General features: G+C 72.5%; 17 protein-coding genes. 10 read left to right on the top strand and 7 right to left on the bottom strand.

Translation table 11 applies throughout. The features are described from left to right. Nucleotides 1-6 precede the first annotated feature (6 nt). The 3 genes from AB0M54_RS35485 to AB0M54_RS35475 are packed head-to-tail and all read right to left on the bottom strand — an operon-like array spanning nucleotide 7 to nucleotide 4,455. Nucleotides 7-945: a DJ-1/PfpI family protein gene (locus AB0M54_RS35485; protein ID WP_364328466.1), complete on the bottom strand. Its 939-nt coding sequence runs from the start codon at nucleotides 943-945 to the stop codon at nucleotides 7-9. Further along, nucleotides 942-3,875: a P-loop NTPase fold protein gene (locus tag AB0M54_RS35480; protein ID WP_364328469.1), complete on the bottom strand. Its 2,934-nt coding sequence runs from the start codon at nucleotides 3,873-3,875 to the stop codon at nucleotides 942-944. Before AB0M54_RS35480 ends, AB0M54_RS35485 begins: the two co-directional genes overlap by 4 nt. Before the next feature lie 10 nt (nucleotides 3,876-3,885). Further along, nucleotides 3,886-4,455: a TetR/AcrR family transcriptional regulator gene (locus tag AB0M54_RS35475; protein WP_364476187.1), complete on the bottom strand. Its 570-nt coding sequence runs from the start codon at nucleotides 4,453-4,455 to the stop codon at nucleotides 3,886-3,888. 38 nt (nucleotides 4,456-4,493) lie between these two features. On the opposite strand from AB0M54_RS35475, the gene AB0M54_RS35470 reads away from it, so the two are divergent. The 9 genes from AB0M54_RS35470 to AB0M54_RS35430 all read left to right on the top strand — a co-directional run bounded on the left by AB0M54_RS35470 (nucleotide 4,494) and on the right by AB0M54_RS35430 (nucleotide 17,481). Beyond that, nucleotides 4,494-5,573 (top strand): FAD-dependent monooxygenase, encoded by a 1,080-nt coding sequence (locus AB0M54_RS35470; RefSeq protein ID WP_364476185.1) that lies wholly within the window; start codon nucleotides 4,494-4,496, stop codon nucleotides 5,571-5,573. 217 nt (nucleotides 5,574-5,790) lie between these two features. Beyond that, nucleotides 5,791-6,786 (top strand): glutathione S-transferase C-terminal domain-containing protein, encoded by a 996-nt coding sequence (locus AB0M54_RS35465; protein ID WP_364328478.1) that lies wholly within the window; start codon nucleotides 5,791-5,793, stop codon nucleotides 6,784-6,786. A 73-nt stretch (nucleotides 6,787-6,859) separates the two neighbouring features. After that, nucleotides 6,860-8,263 carry an AAA family ATPase gene (locus AB0M54_RS35460; RefSeq protein WP_364328480.1) on the top strand — a complete coding sequence of 468 codons (1,404 nt, stop codon included), beginning with the start codon at nucleotides 6,860-6,862 and terminating at the stop codon, nucleotides 8,261-8,263. A gap of 109 nt (nucleotides 8,264-8,372) precedes the next feature. Next, a complete protein-coding gene (locus tag AB0M54_RS35455; protein ID WP_364476184.1) occupies nucleotides 8,373-11,189 on the top strand; it encodes an SWIM zinc finger family protein in 2,817 nt (938 codons plus the stop codon). Between the two features lie 31 nt (nucleotides 11,190-11,220). Further along, nucleotides 11,221-12,282 (top strand): AAA family ATPase, encoded by a 1,062-nt coding sequence (locus AB0M54_RS35450; protein ID WP_364328486.1) that lies wholly within the window; start codon nucleotides 11,221-11,223, stop codon nucleotides 12,280-12,282. Next, nucleotides 12,275-14,575, top strand: coding sequence for a DUF5682 family protein (locus AB0M54_RS35445; RefSeq protein WP_364476182.1), 2,301 nt, complete (start codon nucleotides 12,275-12,277; stop codon nucleotides 14,573-14,575). The genes AB0M54_RS35450 and AB0M54_RS35445 overlap by 8 nt, the downstream gene beginning before the upstream one ends. A gap of 117 nt (nucleotides 14,576-14,692) precedes the next feature. Beyond that, complete coding sequence (locus tag AB0M54_RS35440) at nucleotides 14,693-15,874, top strand: VWA domain-containing protein (protein ID WP_364328491.1); 1,182 nt, start codon at nucleotides 14,693-14,695, stop codon at nucleotides 15,872-15,874. A gap of 226 nt (nucleotides 15,875-16,100) precedes the next feature. Further along, nucleotides 16,101-16,865 (top strand): class I SAM-dependent methyltransferase, encoded by a 765-nt coding sequence (locus tag AB0M54_RS35435; RefSeq protein WP_364476180.1) that lies wholly within the window; start codon nucleotides 16,101-16,103, stop codon nucleotides 16,863-16,865. A 178-nt stretch (nucleotides 16,866-17,043) separates the two neighbouring features. Beyond that, on the top strand, nucleotides 17,044-17,481 hold the full coding sequence (locus AB0M54_RS35430; RefSeq protein WP_364476178.1) for a nitroreductase family deazaflavin-dependent oxidoreductase: 438 nt from the start codon (nucleotides 17,044-17,046) through the stop codon (nucleotides 17,479-17,481). Here AB0M54_RS35430 and AB0M54_RS35425 read toward each other — a convergent pair. The 4 genes from AB0M54_RS35425 to AB0M54_RS35410 are packed head-to-tail and all read right to left on the bottom strand — an operon-like array spanning nucleotide 17,450 to nucleotide 21,430. Continuing rightward, entirely contained in the window at nucleotides 17,450-18,259 is an 810-nt protein-coding gene (locus tag AB0M54_RS35425) for an ABC transporter ATP-binding protein (protein ID WP_364328500.1), read from the bottom strand. The two genes, AB0M54_RS35430 and AB0M54_RS35425, sit on opposite strands and share 32 nt — an antisense overlap. Further along, nucleotides 18,256-19,347, bottom strand: a complete 1,092-nt coding sequence (locus AB0M54_RS35420; protein WP_364476176.1) for an iron chelate uptake ABC transporter family permease subunit — start codon at nucleotides 19,345-19,347, stop codon at nucleotides 18,256-18,258. Before AB0M54_RS35420 ends, AB0M54_RS35425 begins: the two co-directional genes overlap by 4 nt. Beyond that, nucleotides 19,344-20,420, bottom strand: coding sequence for an iron chelate uptake ABC transporter family permease subunit (locus AB0M54_RS35415; protein WP_364476174.1), 1,077 nt, complete (start codon nucleotides 20,418-20,420; stop codon nucleotides 19,344-19,346). The genes AB0M54_RS35420 and AB0M54_RS35415 overlap by 4 nt, the downstream gene beginning before the upstream one ends. Further along, nucleotides 20,417-21,430 (bottom strand): iron-siderophore ABC transporter substrate-binding protein, encoded by a 1,014-nt coding sequence (locus AB0M54_RS35410; protein WP_364476172.1) that lies wholly within the window; start codon nucleotides 21,428-21,430, stop codon nucleotides 20,417-20,419. The genes AB0M54_RS35415 and AB0M54_RS35410 overlap by 4 nt, the downstream gene beginning before the upstream one ends. Before the next feature lie 177 nt (nucleotides 21,431-21,607). Between AB0M54_RS35410 and AB0M54_RS35405 the strand changes: the two genes are divergently transcribed. After that, nucleotides 21,608-22,753, top strand: coding sequence for a DUF5925 domain-containing protein (locus AB0M54_RS35405; protein ID WP_364476170.1), 1,146 nt, complete (start codon nucleotides 21,608-21,610; stop codon nucleotides 22,751-22,753). Nucleotides 22,754-22,783: the final 30 nt, after the last annotated feature.

Raw genomic sequence — 22,783 nt, 5'->3', positions numbered from 1 at the left:
CGATGATCAACTCGCAAAAGTATGCCGGTACTCGGTCGGCGAGGTGCCCAGGATCCGCTGGAAGTGCAGGCGCAGGTTGGCCGCGGTGCCCAGACCGACCCGGGCCGCGATCTGCTCCACCCCGAGGTCGCTGACCTCGAGCAGCTCCCGGGCCAGATCGACCCGCGCGCGCAGCACCCACTGCATCGGCGTGTAACCGGTGTCCTCGACGAACCGGCGGGAGAAGGTGCGCGCCGACACCTGGGCGTTGCGGGCCAGCGCCTCCAGCGTGAGCGGCTCGCCGAGCCGGGCCAGCGCCCACTCCCGGGTCTCGGCGAACACGTCGCCGAGCGGCTCGGGGACGCTGCGCGGCACGTACTGGGCCTGGCCACCGCTACGGTACGGGGCCGCGACCAGCCGCCGCGCCACGATGTTGGACAAGCCGACGCCGTGGTCACGGCGCACCAGGTGGAGGCACAGGTCGATGCCGGACGCGGCGCCGGCCGAGGTCAGCACGTCGCCCTCGTCGACGAAGAGCACGTTCTCGTCGACCCGGACGAGCGGATGTTTCTCGGCCAGCGCCCGGGTGTAGTGCCAATGGGTGGTCGCCCGCTTGCCGTCCAGCAGGCCGGTCGCCGCCAGCGCGAAGGCGCCGGTCGAGATGGCCGCGAGGCGGGCGCCGCGGGCCTGGGCGGCGCGCAGCGCCTCGACGACGGCGGCCGGCGGCTCGGTGGTGGCCGGCCGGCGGAAGCCCGGCACGAACACCGTGCCGGCCCGCTCGACCGCCTCCAGACCCTCCGCGACCAGGTACGAGAGCCCGTCGCCGCCGGTCACCGGGCCGGGCGCGGCGCCGCACACCCGCACCTCGTACGGCATGGTCGGCCGGTTGGCGAACACCTGGGCCGGTATCCCGACGTCCAGCGGCTTGGCCCCGTCCAGCACCAGCACCGCCACGCGATGGTTCATGTGATCTCCCGCTCCAGGATCTCCAGCAGGCTCTCTTCATACCCCCGGTAGCCCGACCGGAGCAGCATCTCGCCGACCATCGCCACCGCGAGGGCCAACGGCTCCGAACCCGGGCCGGTCCGCGCCGGATCATGGATGAAACTGTGCCCGATCTGCTGGATTCCCTGCCGGTCACCGCCCGCGCGGTCCCATGCTTCGAGGTTGACGACCGCGTCGATGCCGGGCGGCGCGGTGATCGCGACCTGGATCGCCATCGCGCTTCCGGCCGCACCGGCGGCCAGGCCGTCGAAGAGGCGTGGGGTGGTCTCCTGCGCGCCGGCCAGGGTGTCGCTGATCAGGGTGATGAGCTCGTCCGGGAGCAGCGCGGCCGGCAACGGCTTCTCGTTGTGCCGGCGTCCGGCCGACCGCCGCCCGGCGTCCAGTTCGGAGAACCACAGCCCGATCTGATAGTCCGCGACGATGAAGGGCGACAGATCGGTGGTCCCGGTCCAGACCTGGACGCCGGCCCGGACCGGCGTCGACACCCGCCACACCGTCGCGTCCGCCGGATCCGCCGCGTTCGACCTCAGGAAGGCCGCGGCCCTGGTGCGCGTGCGGCCGTCACCCGGATCGCTGATCCGCCACGGCTCCGCGGCCACCGGCCAGTGCCGTTCCGCCACCGCGGTCAGCCAATGACTGATCCGGCTGGCCGCCAGCTCGGCCAGCAGGATCTCCTCCCGGAGCTCACCCACGGGTCCGGATGACGGTCCACCGGCCCGCGGGATCGCCGCCAGCTCGGGCGCGAGGACGGTGACCGCGACGGTCAGCTCCGGCGATTCCGGAGCGTCCAGGGCGAGGACGGAATAATTCTGGAACGTCGTGATCATCTCGTCGGGCAGCCGGAACCGCTCCGCCGCGGGCAGCGCGTGACCATCCGACAGCAACATCGTCGCGGCGTACCGGCGGCGGCCGGCCCAGGACAGGTCGAACCGGTCCAGCCGCTCGCTGCCCCCGACGACCTCGTCGGCCTCCACGCCCTCGTCGACCGCCATCCGCACGCGCCGGATACCGAGGCGGTTGACCAGGGTGTCGGCGGCCAGGCCCAGGATCATCGGGCGGCCCGACACCCCGTCCACCCCGACCTCGATCAGCCGGGCGGCCACGTCGAGGGTCCAGATCTCGTCGTCGACCGCGCGCCGGAGCAGCCGATTCGTCTCCGCGGCGCCGAGCAGATCCTCGACCAGGGCGAACAGCGACTCGACCGGCGCCTCGGGCGCGTCGTTGCCGAGCTGAGCATGCTCCCGGAACATCCGCCAGCCGGCCGCTCCGCCCAGGTTGGCCAGCTCACCACCCCGCGGAACCGCGCGCAGGAAGGCGACCATGGCGGCGACGCCGCGGGCCGCGACCAGGTCGACCAGCGGCTGCACCTCGAGCGGTCCGGCCCGGGCGAGCAGATGCGACAGCCACTGGACCAGGGCCGCGTCCGGGCCGCCGAGGATCAGGCCCTGGCCCGGCGGCAGGGGCAGGAAGCCGACCAGGGCGTGCACCATCGCCGCCGACTCGATCGGGGTGAGCTGTTCGTGCAGGGTGTCCAGCCGGCGGATGACGCTGGCGCTCCGGGCGCACTCGTAGCGGTTGGCCGGGTCGGGTTCGAGGGCGGCGACCAGGCTCGGATCCGGCGTGCCGGGAAGGCCGCGGGCCCAGTCGCGCAGGGCCCGGAACAGGTCCGCGTCGGTCACGTCGGACGCCGACGGCATGAAGGTGAAATAGCGGTCCACATAGTCCGGATGCCCGATGCCGCGCCGGCGTGGCTCGGCCGGTCCGTCCGTACGCAGCGAAGGAAACATCCGGGTGACCGCCTGCCGCACCCGGTCGGTCCCGGGCGTACGCCAGGCGTCCAACCGGCTCTGGTCGGCGTGGCCGGCCGGGGCGGCCAGCATCGAGCGGTCGGCGAGCAGGTCGCGGTAGAGCTCCGGGTACGCCGACCGCAGATGGGTGATCACCACGAAGTCGGCCAGGTCGACCTCGTCCCGCCCGGCCAGCGGCAGATGCACGCGGAGCTGGGCGATGAAGCGGTTGATGCTCCGCGGCTCGCCCAGGTCGGCGGCCAGCAGCAGCTCCCACTCGTCGGAGATGCGGCGGCGTTCCTCGTCGCCCAGGCTCGCCCGCAGATCGGTCAGCAGCTCGGTCAGGCGGCGGTTGAACAGCAGGGCCGACTGCTCGGCCCGGATCAGCGGCTGGTCCACCCGCAGCGTGACCATCTTCTCCAGGAAGGCCAGGGCCCGGGGCTCCCGGCCGGCCGCGAGCGGGGTGGCCATCAGCAGGTCGAGCAGCGTGCGCTGGTCGTACGCGACGAAGTAGTGGACGTGGGGCAGACGGCCGAGCACCCGCACGGCGCGGAACAGGGCCAGCAGCTCGTCGGGTTGCAGGCGGTCGACGTCGTCCACGAAGACCAGCACCGAGCGGGCGAGCTTGCGCAACTCGTCACTGAGCTGCTCGAACCGGCCCTGCAGGGTGCCGTCGCCGCGGAGCCGCCGGGCCAGCAGGTCGCCGGCGCTGCTGGCCGCGTCGCCGGCCATCGGGATCAGCGCCAGCCAGGGCGCGGCGACCTCGGCGTAGGTGGCCAGCCGCTCCCGGGCCCGGACGGCCTTGCCGGGCAGCGCCGAGCCGATCGCGCCCAGCAGCTCGGCGACGATCGCCTCGGCCGAGCCCAGCGCCCACGGGTTGAGCCGGGAGACACCCCAGCGGTCCTCGTCGAGGGCGGCCAGGACCAGGTTGACGGTGCTGGTCTTGCCGCTCCCCCACGGACCGACGAGCGCGACGACGGTGCTGCTCGGATGGGCGCCGATCTCGTCGAGCATGGCGACCGCGCGCCGCACGAACGGCAGCCGGCCGAGGCTCTCGGCGCTCTCCGTCGAGATCGGATCGTCCACCCACCAGGTGCTCCCCACGCCCGCGAGGCTAGCCAGTGGTGACCAGGCCGGTCAGATAGGCGCGGATCATCGGCTCGGCCGGCACGTCCCGTCCGCCGCCCGCCACCCGGTCGAAGAGCAGGCCGTCGATCAGCGCGATCAGGGCGGGGGCGTGCGCTTCCGGCTCGGGTACGCCGATCGCGTCGAGGGTGGCCTCGGCGGTGGCCAGGGCGCCGGCCCGGATCGGTGACCTGGTCGTCAGCAGCGCGTGCAGCTCCTCGTCGCCGGTCAGCTCGACCAGCAGCGCGTACCGGGCGCGGTGATCGGCCGGGCGCCGGGCCAGGGTCGCCAGGCCGGCGGCCAGCCGCTGGGCCGCCTCCGGCACCGTGCGGGCGGGCTCGGCGGGCGGGCGCAGGTCGGTGACGGTGCGGTTGGCCAGCCGGTGCACCATCGCCTCGATCAGCTGCCGGCGGGTGCGCGCGTAGTAGGACGTCGACCCGGCCGGCAGCGCCAGCTCGCGATCGACGGCCCGGTGGGTCAGCGCGCGCAGCCCGTCCTTGGCCACGATCGCGATCGCCGCGTCCCCGATCGCCTCGCGCCGGTCTGTGCTCTCCGTCATCTTCACAGCGGTCACTCTACAAGCGTAGAGTCCTCTACATGCGTAGAGTAAAGGTCATCGGGGCGGGCATCGGCGGTCTGGCGGCGGCGATCGGTCTGCGGCGGCGCGGGTTCCAGGTCGAGGTGTACGAGCGAGCCGACGGTCCCGGCTTCGTCGGCGCCGGGTTGTCGCTGTTCGCGAACGGGTTCACGGCACTTGACGTGATCGGGGTCGGTGACGAGGTGCGGGCGCTGGGCGGGCCGCAGTCCGGTCTCGTCGCCGGGCAGCGGCGGCCGGACGGACCGTGGCTGGCCACCGTCCCGCCGCCGGCGATCCACGAGTTGCGCGTCGTCCACCGGGCCGACCTTCATCGCGTGCTGGCCGACGCTCTCGAGCCCGGCACGATCCGCTACGGCTCCCCGGCGACCGCCGATCCCGCGGGGTATGACGTTGTGGTGGCGGCGGACGGGATCCGGTCGGCGACCCGGGCGTCGTGGCCGGGTGACCCCGGTGTCCGGTACAGCGGCTACAGCACGTGGCGCGGCGTCACGACGCGGCCGGTCGACATCGGCGGCGCGGCCGGCGAGACGGTCGGGCGCGGCGAACGGTTCGGGATGGCGCCGCTGGGCGACGGCCGGGTCTACTGGTTCGCGGTCGTCACGATGCCGCTCGACGCCGTCTTCGCCGATGACTCCCTCGAGGTCCGGCGGCGATTCGGTGGGTGGCACGCGCCGATCGCCGAGCTGCTCGACGCCACCGATCCGGCCACGGTCTTCCGCACCGGGATCCACGAGCTGGCCGGGCCGGCGCCGACGTTCCGCCGCGGCCGCACGGTCCTGCTCGGCGACGCCGCCCACGCGATGACCCCCGACCTGGGCCAGGGCGCCAACCAGGCCCTCGAGGACGCCGCCACCCTGACCGTGCTGCTCGACGGCGCGGACGACCTCGACGAGGTCCTGACGGCCTACGACCGGCTCCGGCGTCGCCGTACCCAGCCGATCGCCCGGCGCGCCCACCTCATGGGCCGGTTGATGCAGAGCCGCAACCCGCTGCGCGATGCGGTCCTGCGCCTCACCCCGGGGCGTGCGGTCGCCGGCCAGCTGGCGCGGCTCCAGTCCTGGAAGCCGCCGGCGGCCTGAAACGCGGGCCGGCGCCGTCGGCCGGCCGGGAGCGGTGCGGGATCGCGCAAGAGGGTGAGCGGGCACGGGCGCGGAGGCGAAGCGAAGCGAGCCGACCCTCGGCGGGAGCTGCGGTCTGGACCACCCACCCGGCTACGACCTCGGGATTGTGACCGGATGTTCCTGGGTGGGCGGAACGGGGCATGAACCCCCACAGGGACAGCCGCGACGAGGCAGGATGGCGAACATGGCTACGCAGGGTGAGTTCAAGCGGGACATGAACTACATCACCACGCGGATCACGGTGGACGGGCGGGACGGCTATCCGGTCGAGCCGGGGCGCTATCGGCTGATCGCGGCGCGGGCCTGCCCGTGGGCCAACCGGGCGATCATCGTGCGGCGGCTGCTCGGGCTCGAAGAGGTGCTCTCGATGGGCGTGGCCGGGCCGACGCACGACGAGCGGAGCTGGACGTTCGACCTCGACCCGGGCGGCCGTGACCCGGTGCTGGGCATCGAGCGCCTGCAGGAGGCCTATCTCAAGCGGGACCCGGACTATCCCAAGGGAATCACCGTTCCGGCCATGGTGGACATCCCGACCGGTGAGGTGGTGACCAACGACTTCGCGCAGATCACCATCGACCTCTCCCTGGAATGGACGAAATACCACCGGGAAGGCGCCCCGCAGCTCTATCCCGAGCATCTTCGCGCGGAGATCGACGAGGTGAACGACGGGATCTTCCGGGACGTGAACAACGGCGTCTACCGGGCCGGATTCGCGGCGTCGCAGGGCGCGTACGAACAGGCGTACCAAAGGCTCTTCGCCCGGCTCGATCTTTTGGAGGAGCGGCTCGCCGATCAGCGTTATCTGGTCGGTGACACGATCACCGAGGCGGACGTGCGGCTGTTCACCACGCTGGTGCGATTCGACCCGGTCTACCATGGTCATTTCAAGTGCAACCGGCAGAAGCTGACCGAGTTCCCCGTGCTGTGGGCGTACGCGCGTGATCTTTTCCAGACACCGGGGTTCGGCGACACGGTTGATTTCGTGGACATCAAGCGGCACTACTACGAGGTTCACACGACGATCAATCCGACGAAGATCGTGCCTCTCGGTCCCGATCTGAGCGGCTGGCTGACACCGCACGGGCGCGATGCGATAAAGAGCCGGCCATTCGGTGACGGGACCCCTCCGGGACCACCGCGTGAACCGGTTCCGGCCGGGCACGGAGCATGACTACCATCAATGCTGTGACCGGTCGGATACAGAGCCCCCCAGGCGCGGGCGAAGACGAGTAGCCTGCCGAGTCATGATCGACGACCCTGAGGTTCGCGCGTTCGCGGCACAATTCCGTGCGTTCCTCAAGGCGATCGAGGAGTCGGTTCCGGCGCCCGAGCCGACCCGCCTCCACAAGAAGGTGACCGAACATCTGGGCGCCGACCCGACCGAGATGCCGGTGACCACCGAGGGTTTCGCCGCCTACGACCATGCCAACGTCCAGGCCGCGATGGACGCCTACCTCGACCGTGAGGGCGTCGCGTTCGAGCTGATCGGGCTGGTCGGCAGCGGCCGCGACCACCACAACCTGGCCGACCTCATGAACAACGCCCGGCGTCAGAGCCAGTTCGACGTCGGCACGGTCGACTACACCACGGTGACCGTGGGGGTGGGCCGCGAGCGGTCGTGCGTGAGCTTCGGCCTCTACCTGATCACCGAGGGCGACCAGCGGCTGGCCGTGCTGATGCGGCTGAGCAACTACCGCGGCGGCGCGCTCGAGACGCTGGTCGAGGTGATGGGCGGCAGCATCGACGCCGGGCAGGCGTTCCTGCACCGGATCCGGGCCGAGATCATCAAGCACCACATCTGCCGCGGCCAGGTGCTGTCGTTCGAGCCGTGGGAGTACGGCGCCGGCATGGGCCCGCTGCGCTTCCACGAACGGCCCAGGGTGGACGCCGCCGACGTGGTGCTCCCGGCCGGCGTGCTCGAGGCCGTGCACCGGCAGATCCTCGGCGTGGCCGAACACCGCGAGCGGCTCCTCGCGGCCGGCCACCACCTCAAGCGGGGCGTGGTCCTCTACGGCCCGCCGGGCACCGGTAAGACGCACACGGTAAGGCACCTCATCGGCGCCCAGCGGGAGGCGACCGTGATCGTGCTGACCGGTCTGGGCGTGCAGTACATCCGCGAGGCCTGCAACCTGGCCCGGGTGCTGCCCCCGGCGCTGATCGTGCTGGAAGACGTCGACCTGGTCGCCGAGGAACGCACCGTCTCGTTCAGCAATCCCCTGCTCTTCCAGCTGCTCAACGAGATGGACGGGGTGGCCGGGGACGCGGACATCGCCTTCCTGCTCACCACCAACCGGCTCGATCTGGTCGAGCCGGCCCTCGCCCAGCGCCCCGGGCGGGTCGACCTGGTCGTCGAGGTGCCGTTGCCCGATGCGGCGGGCCGGCGGCGGCTCCTTTCGCTGTACGGGGTGACGGCGCACCTGGACCCCGACGAGGCGGAGTCGGTGGTCGCCAAGACGGACGGTTACACCGGCTCGTTCTTCGCCGAGTTGTCACGCCGCGCCGAACTGCTCGCCGCCACCGCCGGTGACGTCCGGACGGGCATGAAGCACGTGACCGAGGCCCTGGACGAGCTCAGCCGCAGTCGAGAGGCCGCCGCCTCCTCGGGGCGTCCCAAGCCGCCGCCGGTGCCCGGCACGCCGTACGTCTGACGCAGGTCTTCGCCCTGGACGACCCCGATGATCTCGGCCTCGGCCCGGTCGCTCCGAAGACGATGACCTTCACGGTCAAAGTGTCGCACCCTTCTCTTAGGGTGACCCGGTGTCCGTTGAACGTTGGTCGGTCGAGCAGGTCAGGGCGGTCGCGCCCGACCCGGCGTCGGCCCGCGCCGGTCAGGGTCAGGGCGCGCCGTCACAGTGGTCGGCCACCGGCCTCTCCGGGCCGGTGCTGTGGGGGCTCTGCCGCGGCTATCGGGTGGCCGTCGATCTCGCGGGCCCTCGGTTCAAGTGCTCGTGCCCGAGCCGCAAGTTCCCGTGCAAGCACGCGCTCGGGCTGCTGTTCCTCTGGTCCACGGTCGGCGTTCCCCCGGCCGACGCCCCCGAATGGGCGACCTTCCCCGCGCCTCGTCCGAAGTCCGACAATCCCGATCCGGTGGCCGCGGCCAAACGACTCGCGCAACGGGAAGATCGCGTCGCGGCGGGCATGACCGAGCTGGGCCGGTGGCTCGACGACCAGGTGCAGACCGGGCTGGCGGCGGCCGAGCGCGGCGGCTACGACGTCTTCGACGAGATGGCGGCCCGGCTGATCGACGCGCAGGCGCCGGCCGCGGCCTCCACGGTGCGCCGGCTGGGCGGCCTGGTCGGTGCCGGCCCGCATTGGGCCGACCGGGTGCTGGGCGAGATGGGCCTGCTGCGGCTGCTGGTCGACGGGCACGATCGGCTCGGCGAACTGCCGCCCGGCCTGGCCGCTTCGGTACGCACCCGGATCGGCTTCCCCACCAGCGCGAGCGACGTGCTGGCCGGGCCGCCGGTCACCGACCGCTGGCGGGTGCTCGGCCGGGTCGACTCCGAGGACGGCAACCTCCAGTCCCGGCGGATCTGGCTGCACGGCGCCACGACCGGCCGGTTCGCGCTGCTGCTGTCCTTCGCCGCGCCCGGCCAGGCGCTCCAGTCCGACGTGGCGCCGGGGCGTGACCTCGACGCCGACCTGTGCTTCTACCCGGGGGCGTGGCCGCTGCGGGCGCTCATCTCGTCCCGCCGCGGCGATTTCCCGCTGTCCCCTCCGACCGGGGTTTCGATCCTGTCCGCGTTGGACTCCTTCGGCTCCGCGCTCGCGGCCGAGCCGTGGCGGCCCGACGTTCCGGTGCTGCTGGCCGGGGTGCGGCCGGCCGACGAGGACTGGCTGGTCGACGAGGCGGGCGATGCGCTGCCGCTGGCGGCCGGGTTCCGCAACCCGTGGTGGCTGATCGCGGCCGGTGGCGGGCGCCCGGTCACGGTGGCCGGCGAGTGGTCGCCGGCCGGGCTGCGTCCGCTCGGCACCTGGGTCGACGGGCAGTTCGTGACGGCGCCCGAGCAGACCTACGACGGGCCGAACCGCCGCGAACCCGAGTTGCCGCCCGACCTGCTGGCCGCCGCGCTGGTCGGCACCGCCCGGCGACCGTGGCAACCGGCCCCGGTGACGGTCGGCGGCCGGGCCCTCGATCTGGCCGCGGGCAGCCTGCTCGAGGCGGCCGGCAGCGCCCTGATCTATCGCCGCGCCGGCCAGACGCCGGGCCGCGGGCGCGAGCCGATCGGGGCGGCGCCGGCCGAGACCCAGCCCGCGCTGTCGTGGGCCGCCGGTGAGCGGCTGCGCCGCATCCTGACGCTGGGCGAGGCGCCGTTCGGGTCCACGGCCACGCCGGTCTACCTGGCCGAGTGGTTGCGGCTGGCCGGGGCGCGCGGTGGCCGGGCGCCCGGCGGCCAGTTGCCCGGGCTGCTCGACCAGGCCACCACCCACGACGACCTGCGGGCCGGGGTGGCCGTGGTGGCCGGGGCGCGCGGGCGGTGGCTGGCCGCGATGCGCGACAAGTGGGAATGGCTGCTCTTCGCCTCACGCGCGCCCGCGACGCCCTGGGACACCGGGACGCTGGACGAGCGGGTGGCGCTGCTCCATCACGCCCGCCGGGCCGACCCGGCGGCCGGACTCGCGTTGCTGGAGTCGACCTGGGACGCCGACCCGGCGCCCGACCGGGCCCGCTTCCTGGCCGAGCTGCGTCACGGACTGTCCGGGGCCGACGAGCCGCTGCTGGAACGGGCGCTCGACGACCGCAACGGCGCCGTGCGAACCGCCGCGCTGGAGATCCTGCGAGGGTTGCCGGGGTCGGCGTGGGCCGGGCGGATGACGGCCCGCGCCCGGGTCGCGGTGCGCCTGGAACGCCGGATGATCGGCCGGGACCGGCTGGTCGTCACCCCGCCGGAGGAACTCGACGAGGTGATGCGCCGCGACGGGCTCACGCCGTCGAGCGGGTCCGGCTCGTCCTCCGGCGCGCGGCGCTCCGGGGGCGCCGGGGCACATCGGCTCGGGGGGATCGTGGCCGGCACCCCGCTGGCCGTGTGGCTCGACCTGGCGAAGACGCCGGCGGCGATGATCGAGCTGGCCCGCGGGGACGACTTCGAGGACGCGCTGCTGCACGGGTGGGCGCAGGCCGCGATCGACCAGCACGATGAGGCGTGGGCGGCGGCGCTGGTGGCCAACGATCAACGCAACGACGGTCCGGCGCTGCGGCCGGCGGTCCGCTGGGATCTTCACGCGCTGCTGCCGCCGGCCGTCCTGGCGCGGATCATCCTCGACTTCCTGGTCCGGCGCGACTATCAGGTCAGCCGGCTGCTCACCGCGCTGCCCGGCGAATGGCCCGACGAGCTCGCCGCGGCCGCGCTGGCCGCGCTACGACACGGGGTGCGCTCCGACCAGGACGCGTGGCTGGTGCACGAGCTGTGCCCGGCGGCGATCGCCGGGATGCCCACCCGGTTCGCCCCGCGGGTCGCCCAGCTCGCCGAGGAACTCGACCACGAACTCGGCCCGACCATCCGTACCCGCCCGATCGCCGAACTCGCCGCGGCCCTGACCTTCCGTCAGGAAATGCACCAGGAGTTCGCATGACCCTCCGCCGCTTCCCGCACCTGGAGTTCGAGTGACCGTTCTTCGTCCGCACGCCGAGGACCAGTACGCCGACGAGCTGGCCGCGCTGGCCGTCTCCGACGACCGGCCGCGACCGCCCGGCTGGCGGCTGTCCCCGCACGCGGTGGTGACCTACCTGCTCGGCGACGGCGCCAAGATCACCCCGAAGTACGTCGGACCGCGGCGGCTGCTCGAGGTGGCGGTGTCGACCCTGGTCACCGATCGCGCGCTGCTGCTGCTCGGCGTACCCGGAACGGCCAAGACCTGGGTCTCCGAACACCTCGCCGCGGCCATCTCCGGCGACTCGACCCTGCTGGTGCAGGGCACGGCGGGCACGGCCGAGGAGGCCATCCGGTACGGGTGGAACTACGCGCGCCTGCTGGCCGAGGGGCCGAGCGACGCCGCCCTGGTGGCCAGCCCGGTGATGCGGGCCATGCGCACCGGCACGATCGCCCGCATCGAGGAGCTCACCCGGATGCCGTCCGACGTGCAAGACGCGCTGATCACCGTGCTGAGCGAGAAGACGCTGCCGGTGCCCGAGCTGAACAGCGAGGTGGCGGCCGAGCGCGGCTTCAACGTGATCGCCACCGCCAACGACCGCGACCGCGGCGTCAACGACCTGTCCAGCGCGCTGCGGCGCCGGTTCAACACCGTGGTGCTGCCGCTGCCGGCGTCGGCCGACGACGAGGTCGAGATCGTCGCCCGGCGGGTCGCCCAGCTCGGCCGGTCGCTCGACCTGCCCGAGGTGCCGGCCGCCATGGAGGAGATCCGGCGGGTGGTCACGGTCTTCCGCGAGCTGCGGGCCGGGATGACCGAAGACGGGCGTACGAAGCTGAAGTCGCCGACCGGCACCCTCTCCACGGCCGAGGCGATCTCGGTGATCACCAACGGGATGGCGCTGTCCGTCCACTTCGGCGACGGCCGCCTGCGCCCGGCCGACGTGGCCTCGGGCATCGTCGGCGCGGTCATCAAGGACCCGGTGTCCGACGACGTGGTCTGGCGCGAATACCTCGAGACGGTGGTGCGCGAACGCTCGGACTGGCGCGACTTCTACCGCGCGGCGCGAGATGCCTGAGCAGTACTACGGCATCCGCCACCACGGCCCCGGCTCGGCGCGCGCGGTCGTCTCGTCCCTCGAGCGGCAGCGCCCGTCGATCGTCCTGATCGAGGGGCCGCCCGAGGCCGACGACCTGGTCCGCTGGGTCGCCGATGCCGGGCTCGAGCCGCCGGTGGCGCTGCTCGGGTATGCCACCGACGACCCCCGGCGCTCCGCGTTCTGGCCGTTCGCGGTGTTCTCCCCCGAGTGGCAGGCGCTCCGCTGGGCGGTGGCGGCCGGCGTACCCGTCAGGTTTTTTGATCTCCCCTTCAGCTATCGCCTTTCGTCCACAGCCGTGACCTCCGCCCGCGTCACCTGTGGACAACCGCCGTTTTCGTCAGTCGGTTCGGCTACATTGCTGCCCACCCACAAGGGCGGGGGCGGCGGCGGTGCGGCGGTAGCTTTTCAAGATCAAGTTGATGATCAATCAGGGGCGGCGGAGCGCTCGGTCCGGCCGGTCGACCCGATCGGCGAGCTGGCCGCCGCGGCCGGCTACGACGACCCCGAACGCTGGTGGGAAGACGTGGTCGAACACCGCGGAATGCCCGCGTTCGAGGCCGTGGCCGAGGCGATGGGCGCGATCCGCGAGGTGTCGCCCGAAGACCCGGAAGACCTGGTGCGCGAGGCGTACATGCGCACCGTCCTGCGTGAGGTGCGCCGCGAGCACGACGACATCGCGGTGATCTGCGGGGCGTGGCATGTGCCGGCGCTCAGCCGGAAGGTCACCATCAAGGACGACCAGGCGCTGCTCAAGGGCCGGCGCAAGAGCAAGGTCACGTTCACCTGGGTGCCGTGGACCTACGGGCGGCTGTCGTCGTGGTCCGGCTACGGCGCCGGGGTGCGCTCGCCCGGGTGGTACCACCACCTGTTCAGCACGGCGTCCGATGTGGTGCCACGCTGGCTGGTCGACGCGGCCGGGGTGCTGCGGGCCGAGGGCGTGCCCACCTCGTCGTCGCACGTGATCGAGGCGACCCGGCTGGCCGAGGCGCTGGCGTCGTTGCGGGGGCGGCCGCTCGCCGGGCTGGCCGAGGTCACCGAGGCGGCCGAGGCGGTGATGTGCGACGGGGAGCGGCTGCGGGTCGAGCTGATCGACCGGAAGCTGGTCGTCGGCGAGCGGCTCGGGTCGGTGCCGGAAGAGATGCCCGCCGTACCCCTGGCCAAAGATCTCGCCGCGCAGCAGCGTGGGTTGCGCCTCAAGCCAGAGGCCCAGCAGCGCATGCTCGACCTCGACCTGCGGCGCGACATCGACCTGAACCGGAGCCGCCTGCTGCACCGGCTGCGGCTCCTCGACGTGCCGTGGGGACAGGCGCAGGGCGGGCGGCAGGGCACCGGCACGTTCCGGGAGGGCTGGCGGTTGCAGTGGCAGCCGGAGTTCGCGGTCAGCCTGGTCGAGGGCAGCATGTGGGGCACCACGGTCGCGGCGGCGGCCACCGCGCGGGTCACCGACCGGGCCCGGTCGGCGGCGTCGCTGGCCGATGTCACCGAACTGGTCGAGGTGTGCCTGCTCGGCGACCTGAAGGAGGCGTACCCGCCGGTGCTGACCGCGCTGGACGCGCGCGCCGCCGAGGACGCCGACGTCACCCACCTGATGGCGGCGTTGCCCGCGCTGGCGCGAACGGTGCGCTACGGAGACGTACGCCGAAGTGACGTTTCCGGCCTGACCACCGTCACCACGAGCCTGCTCGGCCGGGTGTGCGCCGGTCTGCCCGCCGCGGCCGGCTCCCTCTCCGACGACGCCGCGAAGGACCTGCGCAAACACATCGACGGCGTGCACGCGGCGATCGCCCTGCTCGACTCCCCGCCGGAACGCGAGCGCTGGCTCACAGCCCTGGAATCGGTGGCCGGCCGCAACGACCTGCACGGCCTCCTGGCCGGTCGGCTGACCCGCCTGCTGATGGACGCCGGGCGCATCCCGCCGTCCGAGGTGCGCCTCCGCCTGCGCCTGCCGCTCACGGTCGGCACCCCACCGGCGCACGCGGCGGCGTTCGTCGAGGGATTCCTGTCCGGCGGCGGCCTGCTGCTGGTCCACGACGACCAGCTGCTGGAACTGCTGGACGACTGGCTCGCCGACATCGAAGACTCCTCCTTCGACCAGGTGCTGCCGTTGCTCCGGCGTACGTTCGGCGCCTTCGCCACCGGTGAACGCCGGGCCATCGCCGACCGCATCGCGAACGGTCCCTCGGCGTCGTCCGCGGCGGAGGTCCCGCTCGACCACGACCGGGCCGCCCGCGTCCTCCCGACCCTGGCCGCCCTCCTGGGTGCCCGGCCATGACCGCCCTGTGGACGCTTCCTCAAAACTGTCGTACCTCTCGCCTACATTTCGGCCCACCCAGTGCACGGGGTGGGGGTGGCGGCGGGGGCGCCGAACCCAAGATCAAAAACTGGAGGCGTGGCCGTGACTGACCGGGACGAGGCGGCCCGCGACGAGCGGCGACGGCGGTGGCGGCTGGTGCTCGGCGGGCCGGCCGACGAGGCGCTCGGCGAGGCCGAGGGGCGCGACGGTCAGATGGACGCCGCCATGGCCGCGCTCTACGACGCCACGGCGGGTGACGACGAGGGCGGCTCGCGGCGGTCGGCCGGGCTCGGCGGCTCGGCGCCACGGGTGGCGCGGTGGCTCGGCGACATCCGCGAGTTCTTCCCGAGCACCGTCGTGCAGGTGATGCAGGCCGACGCCATCGAGCGGCTCGACCTGCACCGCTTGCTCATGGAGCCCGAGATGCTCCAGGCGGTCGAGCCCGACGTGCACCTCGTCGGCACGCTGCTCTCGCTCAACCGCGTGATGCCCGACCAGACCAAGGCCGCGGCGCGGCAGGTTGTCCGTACCGTCGTGGACGACCTGGAGAAACGCATCGCGCAACAGACCCGCGCGGCGGTGACCGGCGCGCTGAACCGCGCGTCCCGCACCACCCGGCCGAAGCACGCCGACATCGACTGGGACCGCACGATCCGCGCGAACCTCAAGCACTACCAGGCCGCCCAGCGGACCGTGATCCCCGAGCGCCTGATCGGCTACGGCCGCCGCTCCCACGCCGTGCAACGCGACGTGATCCTCTGCGTCGACCAGTCCGGCTCGATGGCGTCGTCGGTGGTGTTCGCCGGGGTCTTCGCCGCGGTGCTCGCCTCGATCCGGTCGCTGCGCACGTCGCTGGTGGTGTTCGACACGTCCGTGGTCGACCTGACGGAACAGCTGAGCGATCCGGTCGAGGTCCTTTTCGGTACGCAGCTGGGCGGCGGCACCGACATCAACCGGGCCATCGCGTACGCCCAACAGCTCATCAGCCGCCCCCGCGACAGCGTCTTCGTCCTGGTCAGCGACCTCTACGAGGGCGGCGTCCGGCAACAGATGCTCCGCCGTGTGGCCGAGATGACCGCCGCCGGCGTGCAGGTGGTGGTGCTGCTGGCACTCTCCGACGAGGGCGCGCCGTCGTACGACCACGAGAACGCGGCGGCCCTGGCGGCCCTGGGCGTCCCGGCGTTCGCCTGCACTCCCGACGCCTTCCCCGAACTCATGGCCGCAGCCATCCAACGCCGCGACCTGAAGTCCTTCGCGGAGCGTTTCGCCAACGGCTGACCCCTCCCCCACGCCCTCTCGCCGCCACGCTGCTTTCTCGGCGCCTGCGCCGTTTTCCAGCCCCCACGCCTTTCTCCGAGCTTCGCGCCTTCTTGCCCCCGTGCTTTCTCCCTCCCGCAAGCTTTCCCTCCCTCGCGCCTTGAGCCAGCGGCCCGCCTCGTCAGACCTCACTTTGCTGTTGCCAAAGCCTTGCAATAAGCACCGCGATGTAACTAGCGTGAGGGCCATGGGTGCTTACATCGAGAACGTGGCCGCGTGGCAGGAGAGCTGGGATCGGCAGCAGGAGGGTTACCTGCCCGATCGTGAGGAGAGGTTCGCCGCAATGCTCAACGCGGTGGATGCCGCGACCGACGGTGCGCCGCCGCGATTGCTCGATCTGGCCGGCGGGACAGGCACGATCACGTTGCGTACGCTCGCCCGTTTCCCCGGCGCCACGGCCACGGTCGTCGACCAGGACCCGGTGCTGCTCGCGCTGGCCCGCGCCTCGCTGGGTGATCGGGCCGCCGTGCTGGCCGCCGACCTCAACGACCCGTCCTGGGCGGAGGCGCTGCCCCACCGCGAGCACGACGCGGTCCTCACCGCGACGGCGATGCACTGGCTGCCCGAGCAGCGGCTGACGGCCCTCTACACCGAGATCCGCGCCCTGCTGCGCCCCGGCGGCATCTTCGTCAACGCCGACCAGATGCCCGACGACGGACTGCCCACCTTCGGCAAGCACCTGCTCGATCGGGAGGACGCCAACCGAGACGCTCGCTACGCCGCCGGCGCCGCGCTGTCGTGGAGCGACTGGTGGTCCCGCGTACGCGCCGACGACTCGTTCGCCGACCTCATCGCCGAGCGCGACCGCATCTACCCGCCCGGCCGCACCGCCCACACCGAGTGGCTCCCGCCCGTGTCCTGGCACCTCGACGCCCTGCGGAACGCCGGCTTCACCGAGGTCGGCATCCTCTGGCGAGGCGGCCCCGACGCAGCGGTGCTCGGCGTCCGCTGACCCACACCGGTGTCCTTGACCCACACTGGCGGAGTCACTGACCAACACCAGCGCCCGCTACCCACACCATCGGGACCGCTGACCAACACCAGCGCCCGCTGAACCGCCACCGGTGTCCGCTTCATACCGGTGTCCGCTTCACACCGGTGTTCCGCTACCAAAATCGTAGGGTGATGGCATGCCTTTGACGGGTGAATCCGAGCCGAGCACATCGGCGTGGGCGCGCAAGCAGGCGGAGGCGTACGAGGTCTCGGCCGGCGCCGAGGCTGCGACGACGATCGGCAAGCCGATCATTGTGCTGACCTCGGTCGGCGCGAAGACCGGCAAGCTCCGCAAGACCGCCCTCATGCGCGTCGAACACGACAACGCCTACGCCGTGGTGGGCTCGCTGGGCGGCGCGCCGAAGAATCCGGTCTGGGTCTACAACCTGCGGGCCAACCCGCTCGTGGAGCTCCAGGACGGCGCCGAGAAGCACGACTACACCGCCCGCGAACTGGCCGAGGGACCCGAGCGGGACGAGTGGTGGAAGCGCTGCGTCGATGCCTTCCCGAACTACGCGGAGTATCAGCTCAAGACCGATCGCCTCATCCCGGTGTTCGTGCTGACGCGCGTCTAGCCGCCCGGCCGGCCGGCACCACCAGCGGCGTGCCGGTCTGCGGGTCGCTGATCACCTCACACTTCAGCCCGTAGACGTGCTCGACCAGCTCGGCCGTGATGATCTCGGACGGCTCCCCCTGCGCGATCACCTCACCGGCCTTCATCGCGATGAGGTGCGTGGCGTACCGGGTCGCCTGGTTGAGGTCGTGCAGCACCGCGACCAGGGTGCGGCCCTCCTCGTTCAGGTCGGCGCACAGGTCGAGCAGGTCGATCTGATAGGCGATGTCGAGGTAGGTCGTGGGCTCGTCGAGCAGCAGGATTCCGGTCTGCTGGGCGAGCGCCATGGCCATCCACACCCGCTGGCGCTGGCCGCCGGACAGCTCGTCCACCACCCGGTCGGCGAGCGGCGTCACGCCGGTGGCCTCCATCGCGAGCGCCACCTGCTCCTCGTCCTCGGGCGTCCACTGCCGCAGCAGCTTCTGATGGGGGAAACGCCCGCGTGCCACCAGATCGGCGACGGAGATGCCCTCGGGCGCGATCGCCGACTGGGCGAGCAGCCCGAGCCGGCGCGCGACCTCCTTGGCCCGGTACGACGAGATAGCCGCGCCGTCCAGCACCACCGCGCCGGCCTTGGGTGGGAGCAGCCCGCACAGCGCCCGCAGTAGCGTCGACTTGCCGCAGGCGTTCGGACCCACGATCACGGTGAACGACCCGTCGGGGATTTCCACGGTCAACCCGGACGCAACCACCCGCTGGTCGTACGCGAGGGTCAGGTCCGCACCGGAGAGGCGGGTCATGAGGTTCCCTTTCGCCATTGCACGCTGAGCAGCCAGGCCAGGTACGCCCCGCCGACCGCGCCGGTGACCACACCGACCGGCAGCTGGGCGGGGGCGAGCAGCCGCTGCGCGACGAGGTCGCTGAGCACCATCAGCAGCGCCCCGGTGATCATCGAGGGCACGAGAGGCAACGTCGCCGAACGGGCCAGCCGTTTGGTGATCTGTGGCGCGGCCAGTGCCACGAACGCGACCGGTCCCGTGGCGGCGGTCGCCACCGCACAGATCGCCACGGCCAGCAGCACCAGCACGAGCCGGGTGGGTCCGGCCTTCACGCCCAGCGAATGCGCGGTGTCGTCGCCCATCTCGAGCAGGTGCAGCCGCCGGCTCATCAGCAGCAGCGGCGGGGTGAGCACGATCAGCGCCACGCCCAGCAACTGCACGTAGCTCCAGTTCCGCCCGTTCAGCGTGCCGACCAGCCAGACCGCGGCCGACTGCGCGGCGTCGAGGCGGGCACGGCTGATCAGGTAGCTGTTGAGCGCCACGAGCATGGCGCTCACGCCGATGCCGACGAGCACGACGCGCCGGATCGCCCCGCCGCCGAGCGCCGCCAGCCCGTACACGATCAGCGCCGTGCCGACCCCGCCCACGACCGCGGCGAACGCCGCCCCGCCGGGCCCCGCGCCGAACGCGATGATCGCGAGGACCGCCCCGGAGGCGCTGCCGGTGGTGAAGCCGACGATGTCCGGGCTGCCCAGCGGGTTACGCGACAGGCTCTGGAAGACGGCGCCGGAGGCGGCCAGCGCCGCGCCGGCCAGCAGTCCCAGGCACAGCCGAGGCAGCCGCAGGTCGAGGAGCACGAACCGGTCGGCCCGCCGTCCCCCGCCCGCGAACACGTCCATCATGTCGGCGAACGGGATCCGCGTGCCGACGTAGACGACGGTCACCGCCGACGCCACCACGACGGCGAGCAGCAGCGCCGTGGTCACCCCGGTGGTGCGCAGGTCGAGCCGGAGCGCGACGCCGCCTCCGCGCAGAAGCACCCGCCCGCGCGCGGGGCCGGGCCGGTCGGCTGTCCTGGTCGCGGTCGACCCCATGATCGGCTCGGTCATAGCGGCACGATCCGGCGGCGGAGGATCACGGCCAGGAAGATCGGCGCCCCGATGAAGGCCGTGACCAGGCCGGCCTGCACCTCGCCCGGCCGAGCGATCACGCGGCCCGCCACGTCGGCCAGGAGCAGGAGCGCAGGCGCGAGAACCAGGGAGTACGGCAGGAGCCAGCGTTGATCGGGCCCGACGATCGCGCGGGCCAGGTGTGGCACCGCCAGGCCGACGAAGGCGATCGGCCCGACCGCTGCCGTGGCACCACCGCAGAGCAGCGTGATGGCGATCGCGCTGAGCACCCGCGTGCGGCCCAGGTTCGCGCCGAGCGCCCGGGCGGTGTCCTCGCCCAGCGCGATGACGTTCAGGGACGGTCCCAGCACGAGCGCGAGAAGCGCCCCGGCGACGATGAACGGCAGCACGCCGAGCACGACATCCATGTCCCGGCCGGCCAGCCCGCCGACCACCCAGAGCCGGTAGCGGTCGAACGTGGTGACGTCCAGCAGCGCCACCGCGTTCGTGATCGCCAGCAGCGCCGCGCCGACCGCCGCCCCGGCGAGCGCCAGCCGCTCCGGCGAGGCCCCGGACCGGCCGCGGGTGCCGAGCAGATAGACGACCACGAACGCCCCGGCTGCTCCGGCGAACGCGAACCAGATGTAGCCGGTCAGCGAGGCCACGCCGAGCCCGCGGATGGCCAGCACGACGGCGGCCGCGGCGCCGGCGTTGATGCCGAGGATGCCCGGATCGGCCAGCGGGTTGCGGGTGAGCGCCTGCATCAGGGCGCCGGCCAGGCCCAGCGCGACTCCGGCGACAAGTCCGAGCAGCGTACGCGGGATCCTCAGGTCGTGGATGATGGTCAGGTCTTCGGCCCGGGACGGATCGGTGACCCGCCCGTCGAGCGCGTCCCAGACCGTGCCGAGCGGGATCGCCTTGGTGCCGATGGCGATGCTCAGCGCCGCCGCCGCGACCAGGACGGCGACCGCCAGGACGAGCCCCAGGCCACGCGTGGTGAGACCGCCGCGCGCCTTGACCCGCTCCGCGGCCGGGAGATAGCCGGCCTTGACGGCCGCCGCCGTGGTGGTCACTTCAGTGCGTCCTGCACCAGCGGAAGGAACTTCTCCAGCGTGTACGGCGTGCTGAGCACCGAGTTGGTGGAGAACGCGTTGACCAGGTCGGCGTCGTCGATGATCAGCAGCCGTCCCGCCTTGGCCGCCGGGATGCTGTTGAGCACCGTGTCCTTGCGCAGCTCGGCGCCGGCGCCGATGCCGAACATCACGGTCAGGTCGGCGTCCAGCAGGCTGACCCGCTCCTTGGAGACCTCGGCGTAGAAGTTCGCCGGCTTGAGGTCCTCGATCTTCGGGGAGTTGGTGAAGCCCAGCGCCTCCATGAACTGCACCCGGCCGTCACCGCGGGTGTAAGCGCCGTACTGCCCGGCGAACGCCGCCGCCACGCACACGGTCTTGCCCGCGAACGACGGGTTGGCGGCTTTCGCGTCGGCCAGCACCTTGTCGTTGTCGGCGACCAGCTTCTCGCCGTCCGCCTTGCGCCCGAGGATCTCGGCGATCAGCACGGTCTGGTCCTTGAGCGTGGTGCCGTAGGGCTGGGTGCCCGCCGGGCCGGACAGCGTGGGCGCCAGCTTCTCGAGCTGCTCCCAGGTGGCCTTCACGTTGTCCGACTTGGTGAAGGTGACCAGGTCCGGCCGCAGCGCGGCGACGGCGTCGAAGTTGATCTCGGGACCCTTGAGCACCTGCGGCTTCGCCCCGTTGAGCTTGGGCTGGGCCCACGGCCCGACGCCGACCGGCCACGCCTGGAACCAGTCGAGGATGCCGGCCGGCACGACACCGAGCGCGAGCAGGACGTCAGCGTCGGCCCAGCCCAGCGAGACGACCGTCTTGGGCGCCTGCTCCAGGGTGGTCGTCCCGAACTGGTGGGTGACCGACGCGGGGAACCCGCCGCCGCTCGTGCCCGGCGAGGCCGTGCCGCCCTGGCTGCCCGAGCCCTCGTCATCGCCACCGCAGGCGGCGAGGAGGCCGGCAGCGACGGCGCCGACGGCCCCGAAGAGCAGTCCTCGGCGGGAAAGGTTTTGGCCGGTCATGGAATCTCCCAGTTCAGCAAGTAAGGCTTGCCTCACCTTAGCTGCCCTCATTCCCGCATGTGCAACCTCCTGGCCTGCGCAATCGAGTGTCCGGACTGGACGGAGGATCACGCGGGGGAATCGCTCAAAGGTGAAAACGGCTGTATTTCCGGCCGCATCGGGACGATCATGGTGGGTATGCGCGCACCCCACCAGTCCGTCGACCGGCTCGGCAGCCGTCCCGTGGAGGCGGCGGTCAGCCCGCCGGTCACCCACGCCCTGCCGCTGGCCGCGGCCGTCGACGACGGTGACCGCCTGGTCGACGTGGTCGACCTGCTCGCGCTGGACGCCTTCGTCACCGGCCGGGAGCCGTTCGGCCGCAGCACCTACCTCGAGAACGTCCGCACGGACGCGCCGCTGACCACCGACGACGCCCGCGTCGTGCGGGACGCTGTCGAGGAGGACGGCCAGGGCCGCCTCTCCGTCGGCGAGGGCTGGACGCTGCACGTCATGCGCTGGCTCCAGAGCCGCCGCGCCCGGGTGACGGTCACCGCGATCACCGCCGAACTCGCTGAGTCGGTGTTGGCCACCGCCACCGCGGGAGCGGTCGAGGAGCCGACGCCGGCGCCGGAGAACGTGCCGATCGGCTTCTGGCACTTCGGCGCTCATGGCCCGCGCCGGGTCCAGCGCGAGATCGACGCCGCTTTGTGGCCCGAGATCAAGCCCAACTACGCCAGCCCGGTCGCCGACACGCTCGAGCGCCTGATGACGCTCGACGGCAGCGTGGTCAACGGCCGCCTCCTGCTGCTGCACGGTGAGCCCGGCACGGGCAAGACCACCGCGTTGCGGGCGCTCGCCCAGCAGTGGCGTTCGTGGTGCCAGGTCGACTGCGTCCTGGACCCGGAGCGCCTCTTCAGCGACCCGGCGTACCTGATGAGCGTGGCCCTCGGCACCGGTGACGACGACGAGCCGCGCTGGCGCCTGCTCATGCTCGAGGACTGCGACGAACTGGTCAGCGGCGAGGCGAAGGCCAGCGCCGGCCAGTCGCTCTCCCGCCTGCTGAACCTGACCGACGGCCTGCTCGGTCAGGGCCGCAACGCGCTGATCGCCATCACCACGAACGAAGACCTGGCCTCGCTGCACCCGGCCGTGGTGCGGCCCGGCCGATGCCTGGCCAGCATCGAGGTGGGACGGCTGCCCTACGCGGAGGCGGTCCGCTGGCTCGGCACGCCGGCCGGCATCGGGCCGGAGGGCGCGACGCTGGCCGAGCTCTACGCCCTGCGCACCGGCGCTCAGCCGGTCACCGTGCCGAAGACGGCGCCCACCACGGGCATGTACCTGTAGCACCTCGCAACCTCCCTTCGATCCAGTTAC

This window comes from Actinoplanes sp. NPDC051470 (assembly GCF_040682035.1).
Classification (GTDB): Bacteria; Actinomycetota; Actinomycetes; order Mycobacteriales; family Micromonosporaceae; genus Actinoplanes.
This window is presented reverse-complemented; position numbering and strand designations above follow the sequence as displayed.

Bases quoted from the DNA above. Each gene is read 5' to 3' on its own strand.
- AB0M54_RS35485 (WP_364328466.1), bottom strand. From the start codon at position 945: ATGAACCATCGCGTGGCGGTGCTGGTGCTGGACGGGGCCAAGCCGCTG.
- AB0M54_RS35475 (WP_364476187.1), bottom strand. From the start codon at position 4,455: ATGACGGAGAGCACAGACCGGCGCGAGGCGATCGGGGACGCGGCGATC.
- AB0M54_RS35470 (WP_364476185.1), top strand. From the start codon at position 4,494: ATGCGTAGAGTAAAGGTCATCGGGGCGGGCATCGGCGGTCTGGCGGCG.
- AB0M54_RS35465 (WP_364328478.1), top strand. From the start codon at position 5,791: ATGGCGAACATGGCTACGCAGGGTGAGTTCAAGCGGGACATGAACTAC.
- AB0M54_RS35460 (WP_364328480.1), top strand. From the start codon at position 6,860: ATGATCGACGACCCTGAGGTTCGCGCGTTCGCGGCACAATTCCGTGCG.
- AB0M54_RS35445 (WP_364476182.1), top strand. From the start codon at position 12,275: ATGCCTGAGCAGTACTACGGCATCCGCCACCACGGCCCCGGCTCGGCG.
- AB0M54_RS35435 (WP_364476180.1), top strand. From the start codon at position 16,101: ATGGGTGCTTACATCGAGAACGTGGCCGCGTGGCAGGAGAGCTGGGAT.
- AB0M54_RS35430 (WP_364476178.1), top strand. From the start codon at position 17,044: ATGCCTTTGACGGGTGAATCCGAGCCGAGCACATCGGCGTGGGCGCGC.
- AB0M54_RS35425 (WP_364328500.1), bottom strand. From the start codon at position 18,259: ATGACCCGCCTCTCCGGTGCGGACCTGACCCTCGCGTACGACCAGCGG.
- AB0M54_RS35420 (WP_364476176.1), bottom strand. From the start codon at position 19,347: ATGACCGAGCCGATCATGGGGTCGACCGCGACCAGGACAGCCGACCGG.
- AB0M54_RS35410 (WP_364476172.1), bottom strand. From the start codon at position 21,430: ATGACCGGCCAAAACCTTTCCCGCCGAGGACTGCTCTTCGGGGCCGTC.
- AB0M54_RS35405 (WP_364476170.1), top strand. From the start codon at position 21,608: ATGCGCGCACCCCACCAGTCCGTCGACCGGCTCGGCAGCCGTCCCGTG.